This window comes from Pedobacter sp. P26 (genome assembly GCF_050632135.1).
Taxonomy (GTDB): Bacteria; Bacteroidota; Bacteroidia; order Sphingobacteriales; family Sphingobacteriaceae; genus Pedobacter.
In genome coordinates this window covers 1,933,311-1,949,391 of the sequence record NZ_CP192574.1, presented here as the reverse complement: position 1 = coordinate 1,949,391, position 16,081 = coordinate 1,933,311, and the positions used below count along the sequence as shown (strand labels likewise).

The following is a 16,081-nucleotide window of genomic DNA, read 5'->3' as shown; positions in this document are numbered from 1 at the left end:
AGGCAGCATCTAAATTATTATCCAAAGCTACACCCGATATCGAAAGAATTTGTCGAACGAAAACGTAACAGAAGCCTAACAAAAGCTTAACGTTATGGCATTTATGAAATAATACGCCTATTTTTAAGGGATAAAATGAAAGATCGTATATATAAATCAGTAGTGCTGGCCAGTTTTCTGATTTTGCTTCTGGTACAGCTCAGGTTAACCTATAATTCTTATGTACTGAGAGACAGGGATTACAGTTTAAAGGAAAAAACGCTGATTAACGATGAATATGGACGCAGTATAGCTGAAGATAAAGTTTACAAAGGCGGTGGAAAGATCATCGATTCGATTCTCTCCAGGAATATGCCTAAGCTCAAACAAGCTTATTTAAACAACAGGAAAGAATTTGTTAAATTGTCGCAAAGCGTTAGCAATACCCTGTTAAAAGACCTGCAAAAGCAAAGCACCATGGACAGTGTTTTCCGGTCGATTGTAAAAAGGAACGGTTTAGACAGCAACTTGCAATACCTGCTTACATTCCAGTCGATAGAGATTAACTTCGATAACAAAATCGGGAATATCACCATATTCGACAACCAAACCAATACCGATTTTAAAGCTGACCAAAAAACACGGTTCGGCATTATCATTGATGGTACATTAACTGATCCAAACACCCAGAACAGGGTAACCAACCTCTCTGTTAGTGGTAAACTGGTTTACGATTATAGGGTTACCTTTAACCTTTTTGTCGATCCTCCGGGTCGTACTTTAAAAGTAGCGTATCAGATGTTACCTACGTTTTCACTGGTAGCCTTGTGTATCGTCATCATTGTTGGCATTAATTATTATACTTATATCAGCTGGATGCGGCAGAAAAAAGAAACCGATGTTAAATCCGATTTCCTGAACAGCATAAAGCACGAATTTAACACACCGATTACCACCATATTGGTGGCCAGTAAAAGCCTCCATGAAGATGAAGTACTTAATGACAGGACGCGCGTAAAAACACTGGTGCAGATTGTAGAAAGGCAGGCCAGAAGACTTCACTCCCACATTAACCAGATGCTGGAGATCTCCGAAATCAATAATAACATCAATTTAGAGGAAACGGATCTTAATTATGAAGTGCTTACCCTGGTTAACGATTATAAAATAAAACTTCAGGCACCCGATAGCCTTACCTTCGATCCTCATGGTTCGGAAATATTAATCATGATCGATCCTTTTGTGTTTACCACGATGCTTCAGAATATTCTGGATAATGCCTTTAAATACAACAACAGCGACGTAAAAATGACCGTAATCTTTATCACTTCTCAAAATGATGGTTATATTCTCCATATTAAAGATAATGGAAAGGGAATTGAAGATGCCATGAAGGAAAAAATATTCGATAAGTTTTTCCGTGCAGGCAAAGAGAATACCGTTTCGGGCCTGGGCCTCGGACTATATTACGTTAAACAATGTCTGGATATTCATGGCTGGCAAATCAGCGTAAAAACAGCTCTGGGCAAAGGAACAGAATTTCTGGTGCATATCCCTGCCAGGAAAACAGCAAACAGAGTAAATCATTAATCCCAAAGAATTATGCTTTATGATATCGTAATAATTGAAGATGAAACAGACCTGGGCAATGTAATTTCAGAATACCTGAAATTAAGGGGCTTTAGTGTATTATGGTTTAAAACCGCTATAGAAGCATTGGATTATTATGGTAAAAACCAGCTTGAAAATAAACTCGTGATTGTAGATGTACAGCTGCCTGACATGAATGGTTTTGATTTGGCTTCAGAAATGATAAAGATCAATCCCGATCAGCCTTTTTCTTTCTTACGGCACATAACGAAAAACAAGACCGGCTTCGCGGCCTCAAAATCGGTGCGATAGATTATATCTCAAAGCCATTCGAAATTGAAGAACTTGTACTGAGAATAGGAAATGTCATTAACAGGTTTTCCAATAGTGCTAAAGCACAATCAGTACCAAATCCCGGATTTATTACCATAGGCGATGTCAGATACCATAAAGACCAATTATTTGTGAGGATGCCTGATAGCAGAGAAATTTCCCTCACCGTACGTGAATCGGAAGTATTGGATCGTTTGGCCGGCAATATTAATCGGGTGGTTAAAAAGAAAGATATTCTTTTAGCCTTATGGGGAAATGACGATTATTTTAACGGAAAAAGCCTTGAAGTTTTTATTTCAAGGCTTCGCAGGCTTTTTAAAGTCTCTGAGCAGGTAAGCATAGAAAATGTTTATGGCTTAGGCTATATTTTAAAGGTAAAGTAACCAGCAATATCTTTTAAACAAGTGCTGTTATCTAATTCCCCATTGTAATTCCTGCACAATTGCGAGACCAGAATTATTCGTATTTGTAGATTAATTTATTTTAATAAATTCTTTTCAAATTTGATTTGGGAGACTCAATAATATCTATAATATGCAACTGTAACTTATCACCGGCAACCCAAAGTTTACCGGCAATAAAGACGATCAAATTAATGCGAAAATAGCACTGCCGAAAAGTATGCTAATTTCTTTCTTCAGGTAATAAAACTGCCTCAATTAGCCTTTTTTCATTAAGATAGTTCGCTGCTGTCTCCCGGATCGACTTTAACGTTAGCTTTTTGAGATCATTCATATATGATGAATACTGATTTAAAGGCTCAGCGTCTTCCAGCTGCCCGGCAATGTAGCCAAGCCACCACTGATTTGAGCTTACAGAAGTTTCACGCGCCCGGATGCTTTCAGCTATGTATTTTTGCACATTTACCTCTTTTGGCCCCAGATCTCTAAGTTTTCTTACCTCATCAAGTGCCGAAGCAATCAGTCTTGCATACCTGCCTGGATCGCAATCAAACACAATGGATAGTTTAAAGGTAGACCTCGGTTTTTTGTCAAGGCCCAGATATACCGAAGGACTATATACCCCACTCTCTTCTTCCCTCAGCCTTTCGATCATCCTGATCTGAAGTATTTCCCTGATTGCATCCATTCTGATCCTGTTCTCAGCACTATATTCGAAATCGCTTGAAAATACCAGCTCAACTCTGGCCCGTTGCGCTATTCCTTTTTTTATAAAAAGGCGAACTGCTTTTTCCGGCAACCTGATGCCATTATCGACGAAATAATTTTTATTGCCCGTAGTTGGTAGTGAGCCAATGTATTTTTCTATTAAAGGTTTAATACTGTCTATTTCAAAGCTTCCAACGAAAGTAAAGACCATGTCTGTATTGTTAGAAAACCTTTCCCTAAAGATTTCAAGGCAACGTGCCATATTGATCTGATCAAGCTTGGCCAGACTTGGTGCTGTTCTTCTAAAATTGTATCCGCCAAATATTGCTTTTATTGAATCCTGAAGAATTGCCTGAGGATTTTTATCCCTTCCCAATAGTGCTAACCTACTTTTACCCATCAAATTTTTGAATATAGTGCTATCAATCCTCGGCTCCATCAGATAGGTATAAGCCAGCTGTAGTGCCCCACCAATATTACTATTTGTACTACCCCCAGAAATACCCTGGCTCAGCTCGCTGATAAAGGGTTGCACCCCCATCTGCTTATTGGCCAGAAAATCATCCATATCTCGCGGGCCAAAATTGCCAGCGCCTGATGAAGATACAATGGCTGCAGCATTTTTTGCAGACTGATAGTCTGTTTCTCCATAAACAGATGTACCCCCTGGCGAAAAGCCCGAAAAAAGAATCTCATCCTTTTTAAAGCCGGTCGGTTTAAGAACAACCTTGATTCCGTTGCTTAATAACATTGTTGTTATTCCGTCTGCCTGATCTACTGTTGTGGAAACAAATCTGCCAGCAACAGGCTCTTTACGCAAGAGGCTTTTCGGTGCTAACGGAGCAGTACTGTTGGATATGGCTGTCTTTTGAGAACCTGAATCCATCCATGACCTGAATGTTCCCTCATTGGGAATTATTGTGTTATCGGGAGCAAGAATGATGATATCGGTATTATCTTTCCTGATATATTCGGTAGTTAGCTTGTCCAGTTCTTCAAGATTTATCTCCGCCAAAAACTTTTTTACAAGCGCATATTCCATGTCAATACCCGGAGCCAGATCGTGGTTTAAGAAATAGGCTATATACTCTTTGGCATAGCTTTCTGAGCTGATGTTATTTTTTTCTGCTATGGCATTTTCCATGGCACTGGCATAGATATTTTTTTCTATATCTAACTCCTTTTGCATAAAGCCAGATTGTTTTAATGAAGCAATTTCTCTCCAGGCGGCAGACACCCCCTGCTTAAGTTGACCGGGTTTTACCACAACACGGAAACTAAAATTATCCACATTGGCCAGTAGCTTTCCGATACGTGCATCTGCCTGGAGAAAATCCTGGTTATCATTTCTGGAAAGTGCGCGGAAGCGTTTAGCCAATATCCCGTTAAAAAGTCTGGTTACAATTGCCTTTCTAAACTCAGCGGCCGTACTCAGCGCCGCAGCCTTATGTTTGATGATAATCTGCGCCACAGTAGATGACATTTCAGGATCGCTCAAAGTCAAAAACTGGTTCTTGCCTGTGAGATCGATCGTATAAACAGGCCGCTTTTTCTCATTTAAAGGGTTTTTCAGTTCAGAAAAGCTTTTGCGGATCTGTTTTTCCACTTCGTTCACATCAATATCGCCAACAATAACAACTGCCTGTAAATTTGGTCTATACCAATCTTTATAAAAACGCTCTAAGGCGCTCTTTGGGAATGACTTTAGCATCTCATCCGTTCCGATAGGTTCACGTATTGCATATCGGGAATGGTTAAAAAGTACCGGGGAATAATGGGCCTGCATTCTGTTTTCTACGCCAGCCTGGAGGCGTTTTTCTTCTAGAATAACACCACGTTCTTTATCTATCGCACCAGGGTCCAGCGTAGCAGCGTTTGCCCAGTCCCGCAGAATCCTTATTCCATTGTTCAGTATTTCCTTGTCTGCCGGGATCGGCAGCTGATAAACTGTCTCATCGAACCCGGTATATGCATTTATATCTGCACCAAACCGTACTCCGTTTTTCTGCAGATAATCTATCAACTGATTTTTAGGAAAGTTTTTGGTACCGTTGAAACTCATGTGCTCCATAAAGTGGGCAAGCCCCCTTTGGTCATCATCCTCAAGTATGGAACCAGCTTTCACCACAAGGTTTAATACCACACGGTTTTTTGGCGTTTCATTATACCTGATGAAATAGGTAAACCCATTTGACAGTTTACCTGTACGCACGCTTGGATCTAACGGTAAGGGCTCTTCTACACCTTTCTCTTTTGCCGGGCGTTTAAGGATTGTCCCAAAAAGATAGAAATGAGGATTAATAAGAGTGGTGTTCGGGTATTGATTACTGAAATTCTGGACATAACAATAGCTTAAGCATTGCCAGATGGATAAGCTGGCAATGCTGTTGTGGGTTTAGAAAAAAATGTTTATCGCCGGTTCTGTGGCAGGCTTGAATTGGTGATGGCTTCCTGCGGAATGAGTATGGTATACCGCAAATCATTGGCAGTAAGCGTATAGACCTTACCATTAACGGTCCTGGAAAGGGTTTTGGCAAATCTGGCATCCAGGTTGAGCCTGCGCAGATCCGACCATCTGGTTCCCCTCATCACCATCCCCTTGCGCCTTTCGGCAAGTACTGTTGCCAGCGCATCTGCTGCCGTTGCCGCAGTTTTGTTAACATAGGTTCCACTTCTCCAGCGGGAAACCAAAAGGGCATTAAGATCGGCCATGGCACTGCTCGCATTCCCTGCCCTGGCATAACATTCTGCCCTGGTCAGATAAAGTTCATCTACTGCCAGACCATTGAAGAGCTTTGAAGACCCAACCGCTGATTCATGGTTACCGGTAAAGCGAAAGGTCCCGCTTGGCACTGGCACATCGGTATTTTCCTTAAAAAGAATGGTTTTTCTCAAATCATCGCTGTCGAAGGAGGCTATTACCGATGGGTCTATTATCGCCAGGTCTTCATCCCCATAACCAGGCTCCAGCACAGCATTCTGGTTAAATATGGTGCTGTGAAAAATGACCTCTGTATTGAACTGGACAAACGGGGCAAAGCTTGCCGGGTTTAGCGTATTAAAATCGATCAGATTGCTTTTTAGCGCCAGAGCAGAGGATGAGCTTGCCAATGCATTTGGGTAATCGCCCATTGAGAGGTAAACACGGGATAGCATAGCATAAGCGGCGGCCTTGTTAGGTCTGGAGGAAATAGTTGAGGTCACGTTCAGCAATGCTGCAGCCTCTTTGAGGTCCTGAACAATCCGGGCATAGGTATCCCCTACAGTTGCCCTCGCCTGGACATCATTGATATCTGACATGAGCCTGATGGGCAGTCCCTGGTCCTGCCCTGTTTGGGATCCAAATGGCGAGGCATAAAGCTGGGCAAGGTTCCATAGCGAGTAGGCCCTGAAAAAGAGCGCACTTCCGCGTAAGTTCGAAAGCACAGCAACCGGTTCCTTACCTACAAGTTTGTCCAGGGTTTCCATAATCAGATTGGCATGGTAGATCTTATTATAGGGACCTTTCCAAAGATCGGCCGCATTTCTGATGGCCTGAGGCTGCCAGCTGTAAATAGAGCGGTCCTCAAGGGTAACCGGATCCGAATTGTACCGGGAATCTTTGAGGTAATAATCATCTGCCGAGATCTCTCCATCGATGGGATATCCGGTATTGAAAAGCTCATAGTTGTCAAGCAGTAGCTGGCAGTCTTTTGCGGTTTCCAAAAACGATTGATCGCTGTTTTTTTTGATATCTATAAACTTTTTGCATGATAGGCTCAACATGCTCAATAAAAGTATAGGTAGTATATTCCTGATAAATTTCATGGTCGTCCGGATTAAAAGTTAGCTGAAAAACCAAGGCTATAAGTCCTGGGAATTGGATAATCAAACACGTCTGGATCAATACCCAGTTTATTTGCACGCCAGATTACCCCAAGGTTGCTGACGTTGGCATAGATCCTAGGATTTTTGATGAACATTTTAGGTTTTACTTTGAACGAATAAGATAAATTAACCTCCTGCAGGCGGATATGGTCTCCCTTAAGTACATTGATGCTGGAGTAATAGTAAAAATTGTCGCGGTTCAGGTTCGTGGAGCTGATCACAGCTGAAGGCACATTGGTGATGAGCTCATCACCCGGTTTTTGCCATCTGTTTTCATATTCTATACCCTGGATAACCGAGGTATTACTGAAAAGGTCCGAATAGTTGACCACATTGTTTTTGGGCCTGCGGAAATAATATCCAAGTTTGTAGAGGATATTTGCTGATAGGGAAAAACTTCCATAGCTGAATGTATTCCTCAGCGAGCCAAAAAATACCGGGACCCCTGAACCAAAATATTTAAGGGACCCGATGGGTTGGTTTTGGATCGCGTTATAATTTAAAGTACCATCTGTAGTATTGGAAATAGCGACAGGTTGCCCGTTTACAAAACCTCTGGGATCTCCGGTAGCTGGATCAAGCCCTGCCCATTCATAGCCAAAAACACGTGACAGATCGTACCCCTCATTAAAAATCCCCGAACTATTGGAAACCACCTGACCAGCCGTGCCAGCCTCTCCGGCATAGAGTTTAGTTACTTTTACTTTATTATAGCTAAAAGAAAATTGGTGTTCCACCTGAATTTATCCGAGCTGACATTGATCGAATTAAGCGTGAGGTCCCAGCCCTGGCCGCGAAGGTTTCCGGTATTGTAAATGATATGGGTATATCCCGTGCTCGGGTCTAGCGGACCATCGGTAAGCAGATCGGTTGTTTTCTTGTTGTAATACTGAATGCTTCCAGACAGGCGGTTTCCCCTTAGCACGAAGTCCAGTCCGATATTAAAAATCCCGGTTTTTTCTGGTCTGAGCTGATTATTGGATATGCCGGTAGAAAGGCCAGTGTAAGCGTAGGGAAGATTATTATCCCCATTAAAATCAGAATAGGTGATCAATGGCCTGGCCAGAACCGATGGGTTTACGTTTCCGTTATATCCAAATGTTGCCCTGAGCGTAAGGGTTGGAAACAGTGAGGAATGGTAAAAAGCTTCCTTGTTTATATTCCAGGCTCCCCCTACAGAATAATATGGAGCACCGGACTGATTGGTTCCCTGCCCAAATTCGCTGGAAATATCTTTCCTAAAACTACCTGAAAGCGTATATCTACCGTTGTAGGTATAGGCTGCATTGCTATAATAGCTAAAAGTCCTTACTCTGTTATCTACAAATCCGGTGGAAAGATTACGGATATAATTTCCATTATAACCACTAAAATCTTCCGAAAAAGCAATCGGGATCATTGTTTTATAATCCAGCTGGTTTACCGATCTAAGGGTATTTTCATTGTAGCCATAATAACCATCATTTTTTACAATGCTGTACACCTGAGCAACATCAATGCCTGCAATGGCTGCAATCTGGTGCTTGCTACCAAAGGTTTTGTCGTAATTCAACTGGCCGCGCATGGTCTGATTGCTTGATTTGGTCAGTGCGGTAGTATATTGTCCGCCAGGGGGCAGCTGATTTACAAAGGGAGTTACCGGATCACCTGTCATCGGATTTACTGAAGAATTAGAGGTTGTAAAGTAATTCAGCAGATTCCGCATGTAAAATGAATTTTCACGGTAGAGGCTATTTTCTTCGTTTCTTCCAGAATTGTAGTTATATATTAATTGCGCAGATAATCCTTTAAAAATGGTGTAACGAATGTTAAAGTTCAGATTAAGATTCTGCGATTTTGTATCATTATATCCTTCAGAAATGTCATTCAAAGGAAAATACCTGTAAGATAAAAACTGGGTTGGATAGGTGCTTTCGAACAGGTCCACGAAACCTGGGCGGTAAGTTTTTGTGACCTGTAGTGGTGTTCCGTTATCATCAGCCAATCGGGTATAAGGCTGAAAACTTGCATCTGTTACACCGCTTATCCTGTTTTCCTGTGCCTGTTCATTATTTTGTTGAACATTATAACTGATGTTACCCTGTATCTCCAGGTTTTTTATCGGTCTGAATGATCCATTGTAACCAATCACCATCCTGTTCAGACCAGAATTTTTGGTATTGTTGATGGAACGATCGTAGCCCCCGGATAATCTATAATTAAATTTTTCGCTGCCGCCATCCACAGCAAGTGAATAACTCTGGGTAACGCTGTTCCTTAAAAAGTATTTGGTGTAATCCCTTCGGATATCGTTTCCGCGCAGTGCATCAATCTGGGCATCTGCCTCGGCCTTGGTCAATGTACCCTGATTAAGGTAGGCATCCATAATCTCAGCTACCGGAGATACGGGTTCCTGACCGTAAAGGCTGGTAATGCTAACTGGTGGCAACGGGCGGTTATTGGTGATGAACTGTAGTTTTTGTGCATCGATCAGATCAGATACACTCATGGTTTTATTATAGAAAAGATCCACCTTTTCCGAGATATTCAGGTTGCTGTTGAAAGAAATCCTGGCAGGTCTGTTGTATGCTCCTTTTTTGTAGTAACTACAATAACCCCATTGGCAGCCCTTGAACCCCAGATAGAGGCTGAAGCAGCATCCTTTAAAACAGTAATGCTTTCTACGTCGTTCGGATTGACCTTATCGATAGAATAGGGGCTGGCAATCCCATCAATAACCACCAGTACCTGTCCGCTGAAATTCCCATTGGCATCTGCATTGGTGGATTCATTTAACGTATTTTTTCCCCTGATGGTTAAGTTGGCCAAAGGAGACCGTTGTGCGTTGATGTTACTGGATATCGTTGGTCTGAGGTCATTTCGGAAATCTATCGAAGTGGTTATTCCTTCGAGTCTTCTGATCAGGTTAGGATCGGTACTGTGCTGAAGCTGTTCCTTCGTGATCACCTCGAAAGACCCGGTTGCACGTTCTCTGGGAAGCTGCTGATAACCTGTAGAAACAATCTGAACATCGTCCATTGCAAGCGCCTGTGGGTCAAGCTTAATCAGATAGCTGGATTGACCATTTAGGGTTACCGTATCTGTTTTATATCCTACATAAGATACGATCAGGCGGCCCTTTTCGCCCACATCTTTAAAAATGAACATCCCATCAATATCAGAAAGTGTCTTTTTTGCGGTGCCTTCCAGCCTTACATAGGCGCCCAAAAGTGGCAGCCCCTTTTCGTTAAGTACCTGTCCCCTGACATCAATCAGATTAAAATAATCGACCAGCTTATTGAGCAAAGACTTTTCCTGTTTTTTTATGATTATCGTTTTTTCATCGATCGTGTAGCTTAAAGGCTGGTTTTTAAAAATCAGATCAAGCACCTCTCTGATTTCAGCACCCTTGACCCTAATATTTACGGGTTTAGCTGAGTTTAAAAGGCCATCGGTATATACAAAATTGTACCCTGCCTGCTTGCGCAATTGCTGAAGTACATTGACCAGGCTTGCATTGCTTTCAGAGATAGTTACGCTCTGAGCATAGCTGGCAGCGCTTACCTGCATGATGGTTGCTATTAGGATAACGGTGGTGAATCGCATAATGAGCAGAAGTTTACTGATATACCCACCGGGCATAGCATTTTCCTTAGTATAAATTTTATACATTTGTTTGGTTGGTTTAGGTGTTGATAGAATCGTAAGTTTTGTCTCTTGAACCAGTTATTGGCCAGTTGTGTTGCAAGCACTTCTGGCTTTTTTGGCCTATTTTTTTTCAGGTAGTTATTGTGTTACGATAATCCTCCTTCCCTCAATTTTAAAATGAACCTTATCGGTCAGCTCAAGTTTCTTTAATACCTGGCTTACGTTAGAAAACCGGCTCACTACTCCGCCAAATTTATCCTCTGGCAGATCGCCTTCATATACAATTTCTACATTGTACCATCTGGAAACCTTTTTCATAACCGATTGAATATTTTCACTCTTAAACATAAAATAGCCGTTTTTCCATGCCACCGTCGCTTCCAGATCGGCCTGGACAACAGAAATCTGATTGCCCAATAAAACCGTCTGTTCTCCCGGTCTGAGTATAATATTCCCTTTATCTATCCTGCTTAAAGCAGGGGTGCTCACACGAACTTTGCCACTCAGGAGCGTGGTTTTGGCTGTTGGCTCGTCACGGTAGGCATTAATATTGAAATGTGTGCCCAAAACCTCTACCTGCTGGTTGGCGGTTAATACCCTAAAAGGCTTTACCGCATTGTGGGCAACTTCAAAATAAGCTTCGCCCGAAAGCTCTACAAGCCTGTCCTTGGCTGAAAACTTTAAAGGATACTTCAGGCTGGATGCCGCATTCAGCCATACATGGGTCCCGTCTGGCAGAATTACCTGGTACTGTTCCCCATTAAAAGTTTCCAACTTGTTCTGCCGGTTCGTTGCATTTCCATCATCGGATTGGCTAAGGCTATAAATCAATTGTCCATCTGCTGTCTTGCTAACCGAAACGCCTGGCTCATTCACCAGCTGGCCATTTACGGCATCGCTCAGCATTATTTTTTTTCCATTGGATAAGGTTAATGTAGCCGAATTTTTCCCTGGTTTTATAGCCGCAGCGGCAAGGTGAAGATCGGTACCGCTGTTCATCTTATACAGATAAAAACCGATGGATAAAGTAATCAATATTACCGCAGCAGCTGCGATTCTAGGCCAGATATTAATCTTTTTTGTTTTCAAGACTTTCTCTTCCAGACTATCCCAGATATCATCTACCGCATCTGATCTTTCCTGCATAGTAAGAACCTCTTTATCCCCTTCGCGATAGGATAACGACCAGCTTAGCAACAGCGCTTCTTCCTGAGCTGTTGCTAAGCCATTTTTATATCGTTCAAGCATTTCTGCTATTTCTTTCTCGTTCATTGCTGTTCTTGTTTTAGTAAGACAAGATAAGGGCTATATAGGAGGTATATGAAATTTTAATTTCTTTTTCTTCTGAGCAGGACTATGGAACCGGCGATGAGGATCAGGGCTGGCACTACCCCCAGAAGGATTGTCCTCAGCACAGATATATCTTTCTTTCCCAGAAGAATACTGTCATCGATTGCCCTTGGTCTTGAAATATCGACAGGAAAACTTCCATCAGAAAAATAGTTAAAAAGATTCTTGATAAAACGCTCATTATCTCCTTTAGGATGTGAAAGTTCAGCATTGCTCAAAAAGTCGGCATCACCGGAAACGATAATATGCTGCTGTCTTTTGCCTATTTGTCTATTGAGCGAAATAATTACAGGGAATGGCCCGCTTACATCATTTTTCAATGGATCCAAGGTAATTTCACCCACATTGAGGTCAACCGGAAAAGTTCTGTTCCATCCATTTTTTGTACTGATGGCCAGCGCTTCAGCCTGGAATGGCAAGGTTGGCGTGTACTGCAGTGCCGATGCTCCTGAGAGTGGAAGGCGGCCTTTTCCATTCCATATCTGGGAGAGGATCAGATCAGGCGAATCATTTTTGCTGGAATGGACCAGCATCCCATCCATTACCGACAGACCTATTGGTTTGAGTATGGGATTGACTATATTCTGACGCCCGGGTTCTGTACTCACCAGCATATTTCCACCCCTGGCCAAATAACGGTCTATCTTCACCTTTTCATCGCTTCCTATTGGTACGGAGGGATCGCCGATTACCAAAACGGATAGATCAGAAGGGATATTTTGCTTTTTGAGGTCGAGCTGGATGACATCAAATCCTTGATTGATCAGCGATTTTCGGTTTCTCCTCATTGTACTCATCATCTGATAGTTCCGCTCTCCGGTCCGGTCTATGCTTCTTTCATGATGTCCGGTGATGAATGCTACTTTGGGCACCCTCACAATCAGCCTTTTAATTGCAGCTGAAATTTCAGCCTCGGAAGGAAACTGGTCTACGCCATCATAGAACCTGAGGTAGCTCATACGTCCTTTATACCTGAGCACACGCACAACACTGTTATTTTCCGGCTTTAGATTTATGATTTTTCTGATTTCTGCGGGTGGCATAAACATATCCAGATCAAGTCCCATATTATCTGCAACCTTTTCAGCAAGTTGCCTGGTCGATAATCCTGTAATGTCTCCCTGATAGGACATATTGTTATTGTTCTTTAAATCCGCAGCATCGTAATAGTAAACGTATTTCATCTGCAGATCGGGCAGGAAGCGCTGAAATTTTTCGAATTGGGCCAGATCTGTGTTACGTGATTGGGGAAGACCAAAATAGACATTCTGATCTAAAAGGTTTACGTAAGTAGTGATTTCCAGCGGCCCCTTAATTTGCTTTACTATATCCTGACTATTTTTGGTAAGCGTACGGCTCTTCGCCCTGGTCATATCCAGGTAACCGATCAGTCCTGGCCTGGAGCTAAAGAAGCCAAGGACAAGGGCCAGCGCAAAAATACCTGCATATCTGGAATAGCTGATCAATGGGGATAAAGATTCGCGCTGGTTTTTGAGCCTGATGATGCTCAGCGATAAAAAAGGGCAATGATAATCAGGAAGTATAAAACATCTTTAGTGGTAATAAGTCCCTTTAGCATATCATCAGCCCTGCCTGAAATAGATAAAAAATAGGTCAGGTCCCTAACAAAGTCAATTCCCTGTCCAACAGAGCCGATAAACTTCAATGCAGCGAAAACTGCCAATGTACTTATCGCTGCCACTACTTGATAAGCAGTTAAGCTGGACATAAATAATCCGATAGCAGAATAGGTGCAGGTTAAAAGAAATATCCCTACAAGGCCGGACAAAATTAATTTTATGTCAGGATTTTTGATGATTAGCGCCCCTGCAGAAGCATAAATAACCAATATCAGTACCAGTATAACAGCATAGCCAACCATAGAGAGATATTTTCCGAGAATAATTTCACGGATCTTTACCGGAGCGCTCAACAGGAGCTTAATCGATCCACTCTGCAGCTCCCTGCTCATAAGCCCCATTGTGATCAGGGGAATATATAAATAAAGGTTTTGTAGAACCGTATCAAAAAGACCGTTTAAATCTATAAATAATGAGAAGGTGAGATTGTCGACATTTATACCCATAGATATCGCTTCCTGGTAGCTGCCCAATAGCCCAAAAAATCCGATTCCGTTCTGGATCATGAATATAACAATGGCTATCCAGGCCACGGGCGAGTAGAAAAGTATGCTCAGTTCGAGCTTTGAGATTTTAAATATTTTGGTCATGTTAAGATCGGGGTTTTGATTTATTGGAAAGCTGAGCAAAGATTTCATCCAGAGAACTTCTTTCGAGCATGATTTCCTGAAGCTGCCAGCCTTTGGCTACACTAATTTCAATGATCCTTTGCGAAATTGTTCCGGAAGCACTGAAGCGCAGCCTAAAAGTGTTTTCATTAATTTCCTGAGCATCGGTAATACCTTCAATCTCCAGAAATGAAAACAGTTCAGGGGGATTGTTTACTGTTAATATCACAGAATCGGGAAGAATATAATTGTTGAAGGCATCCATGGTATCGGCAAAGACCAATCGTCCGTTTTCAATCATTTTTATATCCTTACAGGTTGCCTGAACCTCGGAGAGCATGTGCGTAGAAAAGATAACAGATCTTTCAACCGCAATTTCTTTGATCAGTTTCCTTACCTCCAGTATCTGATTGGGATCGAGCCCATTGGTAGGCTCATCGAGAACAACAAGTTTTGGGTTGTGGATAATGGCCTGGGCAATACCTACGCGCTGGCGATAGCCTCCGGAGAGATTGTTGATCAGTCTTTTTCCAAAATGGCTGATACCACATTTATCCTTTGCCTGATCTACTGCATATTTTATACTTTTTTTAGGAATATCCCTGAGATAAGCACAATAAATCAAGTATTCATCCACGGTAAGGTCCAAATGTAAAGGCGCATTTTGTGGCAAAAAACCTAATTTCGCTTTCGCCTTTTCCGGTTCGAGGCGTAAGTCTGCGCCATCAATAATTACGCTGCCGGCAGTTTGACTCAACACGCCACAGAGAATATTCATAGTGGTTGATTTACCTGCACCGTTGGAACCTAAAAGCCCCAGAACACCAACTTCCTGAATCTCAAAACTGATGTCTTTGATCGCCCAGTCCTTACTGTAACGATGAGAAAGATTTTCTATACTAACTATACTTTTTTTCAATTGAAAGGGATTTTCGTCTTTTAAATATCCCCGGGTACGGAGATGTAAGTAAGACAAGAAACCCTGACGCAGGAGGTATAAAAAAATATTTTTATAGATTGGGATAAAAAAGATACATCACCAGATATAATACCAGGCCCAATTTCTTTCTAAGGATTTTCAGGGCATAAACCATTTGCTTTTTCACCGTCTGCTCGCTGGTACCCATTAGCTGTGCTATTTCTTTATGGCTAAGGTGCTGTTTTCTACTGAGCAAGAATACCTCCTTCATCCTCGGAGGCAGTTCATCAATCTCCCGGTCGATGATGTCTTTAAGCATCCGTTCGCGGACTAAATGATCCGTTTGTACTGTTCCACTCGTGGCAAACTCAGCAATGGAGGATATATACCTGTCTTTTACTTTTTTATGAACAACCATATTGAGGAACTGATTGTGCACGCAGCTATAGAGATAACCTGAAAGATTTCTATTTACCGGCAGTTGCTCTCTTTTATCCCAAAGCATCGAAAATACCTCATGGATAAGATCCTGGGCCTCCTCTTTACTTCGAAGTTTGTTCCAGGCATGGTTATGGAGAATAAATTTGTAGCGGTTGTAAATTTCGGCAAATGCATTCCTATCTCCTGATCTTAATAGTTCTACTAAATCAACATCGCTACTGCTGCCATAATCATTCATAAAATACTTATTGCCAAAGATTAAGAGTACAATAATAATAAATTATGGGCATACAAAGGCCAAACTTCTTTAACCCAAGCTGATTTAAGCCTCTCCACCAAAATGCGTTAATATTCCGCTATTTCATCATCAACAAAACAATACATCCATCTCTCACCTGGTTCGGATGAAATGACAACCGGATGTTTTTCTGTCCGGCAGTGGTGCGACATGTGTTGCATTGGCGACGAATCACAGCACAAAGTAACTCCACAGGTTTGGCAGGTACGGAGATGTACCCAATCTGTACCTTGTTTTATGCATAGTTCGCATACCCTTTCTTTTGCCAGTTTTAGTTCTTTTATGGCTCCGATATGACTACAAATTTGATTACTGTCCAT

At 42.0% G+C, this 16,081-nt stretch carries 14 protein-coding genes; 3 read left to right on the top strand and 11 right to left on the bottom strand.

The window, feature by feature from the left end:
* Positions 1 to 135 precede the first annotated feature (135 nt).
* The 3 genes from ACQ86H_RS08985 (at position 136) to ACQ86H_RS08975 (ending at position 2,285) form a co-directional block, all read left to right on the top strand.
* A complete protein-coding gene (locus ACQ86H_RS08985; protein WP_431294560.1) occupies positions 136 to 1,569 on the top strand; it encodes a sensor histidine kinase in 1,434 nt (477 codons plus the stop codon).
* 12 nt (positions 1,570 to 1,581) lie between these two features.
* Entirely contained in the window at positions 1,582 to 1,881 is a 300-nt protein-coding gene (locus tag ACQ86H_RS08980) for a response regulator (protein ID WP_431294559.1), read from the top strand.
* A gap of 158 nt (positions 1,882 to 2,039) precedes the next feature.
* Positions 2,040 to 2,285: a helix-turn-helix domain-containing protein gene (locus ACQ86H_RS08975; protein ID WP_431294558.1), complete on the top strand. Its 246-nt coding sequence runs from the start codon at positions 2,040 to 2,042 to the stop codon at positions 2,283 to 2,285.
* Between the two features lie 241 nt (positions 2,286 to 2,526).
* Here ACQ86H_RS08975 and ACQ86H_RS08970 read toward each other — a convergent pair whose 3' ends face one another.
* The 11 genes from ACQ86H_RS08970 to ACQ86H_RS08920 all read right to left on the bottom strand — a co-directional run bounded on the left by ACQ86H_RS08970 (position 2,527) and on the right by ACQ86H_RS08920 (position 16,081).
* Positions 2,527 to 5,223: a M16 family metallopeptidase gene (locus ACQ86H_RS08970; RefSeq protein ID WP_431294557.1), complete on the bottom strand. Its 2,697-nt coding sequence runs from the start codon at positions 5,221 to 5,223 to the stop codon at positions 2,527 to 2,529.
* A 197-nt stretch (positions 5,224 to 5,420) separates the two neighbouring features.
* Complete coding sequence (locus ACQ86H_RS08965; RefSeq protein WP_431294556.1) at positions 5,421 to 6,818, bottom strand: RagB/SusD family nutrient uptake outer membrane protein; 1,398 nt, start codon at positions 6,816 to 6,818, stop codon at positions 5,421 to 5,423.
* Positions 6,819 to 6,829: 11 nt separating this feature from the next.
* Positions 6,830 to 7,615, bottom strand: coding sequence for a hypothetical protein (locus ACQ86H_RS08960; RefSeq protein WP_431294555.1), 786 nt, complete (start codon positions 7,613 to 7,615; stop codon positions 6,830 to 6,832).
* Positions 7,579 to 9,366, bottom strand: a complete 1,788-nt coding sequence (locus ACQ86H_RS08955) for a hypothetical protein (RefSeq protein ID WP_431294554.1) — start codon at positions 9,364 to 9,366, stop codon at positions 7,579 to 7,581. Before ACQ86H_RS08955 ends, ACQ86H_RS08960 begins: the two co-directional genes overlap by 37 nt.
* Before the next feature lie 38 nt (positions 9,367 to 9,404).
* A complete protein-coding gene (locus tag ACQ86H_RS08950; RefSeq protein WP_431294553.1) occupies positions 9,405 to 10,529 on the bottom strand; it encodes a carboxypeptidase-like regulatory domain-containing protein in 1,125 nt (374 codons plus the stop codon).
* Between the two features lie 114 nt (positions 10,530 to 10,643).
* A complete protein-coding gene (locus ACQ86H_RS08945; protein WP_138817923.1) occupies positions 10,644 to 11,777 on the bottom strand; it encodes a FecR family protein in 1,134 nt (377 codons plus the stop codon).
* Between the two features lie 56 nt (positions 11,778 to 11,833).
* A complete protein-coding gene (locus ACQ86H_RS08940) occupies positions 11,834 to 13,321 on the bottom strand; it encodes a Gldg family protein (RefSeq protein WP_431294552.1) in 1,488 nt (495 codons plus the stop codon).
* Between the two features lie 41 nt (positions 13,322 to 13,362).
* Positions 13,363 to 14,085 (bottom strand): ABC transporter permease subunit, encoded by a 723-nt coding sequence (locus ACQ86H_RS08935; RefSeq protein WP_431294551.1) that lies wholly within the window; start codon positions 14,083 to 14,085, stop codon positions 13,363 to 13,365.
* 1 nt (position 14,086) lies between these two features.
* On the bottom strand, positions 14,087 to 15,022 hold the full coding sequence (locus ACQ86H_RS08930; RefSeq protein ID WP_431294550.1) for an ABC transporter ATP-binding protein: 936 nt from the start codon (positions 15,020 to 15,022) through the stop codon (positions 14,087 to 14,089).
* A 91-nt stretch (positions 15,023 to 15,113) separates the two neighbouring features.
* Entirely contained in the window at positions 15,114 to 15,701 is a 588-nt protein-coding gene (locus tag ACQ86H_RS08925) for an RNA polymerase sigma factor (protein ID WP_138817926.1), read from the bottom strand.
* Positions 15,702 to 15,808: 107 nt separating this feature from the next.
* Complete coding sequence (locus tag ACQ86H_RS08920; RefSeq protein ID WP_138817927.1) at positions 15,809 to 16,081, bottom strand: UBP-type zinc finger domain-containing protein; 273 nt, start codon at positions 16,079 to 16,081, stop codon at positions 15,809 to 15,811.

What these genes read in the sequence shown, in the direction of transcription:
- ACQ86H_RS08935 (WP_431294551.1), bottom strand. Translation starts at nt 14,085, where the DNA reads ATGACCAAAATATTTAAAATCTCAAAGCTCGAACTGAGCATACTTTTC.
- ACQ86H_RS08920 (WP_138817927.1), bottom strand. Translation starts at nt 16,081, where the DNA reads ATGGACAGTAATCAAATTTGTAGTCATATCGGAGCCATAAAAGAACTA.
- ACQ86H_RS08965 (WP_431294556.1), bottom strand. Translation starts at nt 6,818, where the DNA reads ATGAAATTTATCAGGAATATACTACCTATACTTTTATTGAGCATGTTG.
- ACQ86H_RS08955 (WP_431294554.1), bottom strand. Translation starts at nt 9,366, where the DNA reads ATGAGTGTATCTGATCTGATCGATGCACAAAAACTACAGTTCATCACC.
- ACQ86H_RS08985 (WP_431294560.1), top strand. Translation starts at nt 136, where the DNA reads ATGAAAGATCGTATATATAAATCAGTAGTGCTGGCCAGTTTTCTGATT.
- ACQ86H_RS08980 (WP_431294559.1), top strand. Translation starts at nt 1,582, where the DNA reads ATGCTTTATGATATCGTAATAATTGAAGATGAAACAGACCTGGGCAAT.
- ACQ86H_RS08945 (WP_138817923.1), bottom strand. Translation starts at nt 11,777, where the DNA reads ATGAACGAGAAAGAAATAGCAGAAATGCTTGAACGATATAAAAATGGC.
- ACQ86H_RS08950 (WP_431294553.1), bottom strand. Translation starts at nt 10,529, where the DNA reads ATGTATAAAATTTATACTAAGGAAAATGCTATGCCCGGTGGGTATATC.
- ACQ86H_RS08925 (WP_138817926.1), bottom strand. Translation starts at nt 15,701, where the DNA reads ATGAATGATTATGGCAGCAGTAGCGATGTTGATTTAGTAGAACTATTA.
- ACQ86H_RS08975 (WP_431294558.1), top strand. Translation starts at nt 2,040, where the DNA reads ATGCCTGATAGCAGAGAAATTTCCCTCACCGTACGTGAATCGGAAGTA.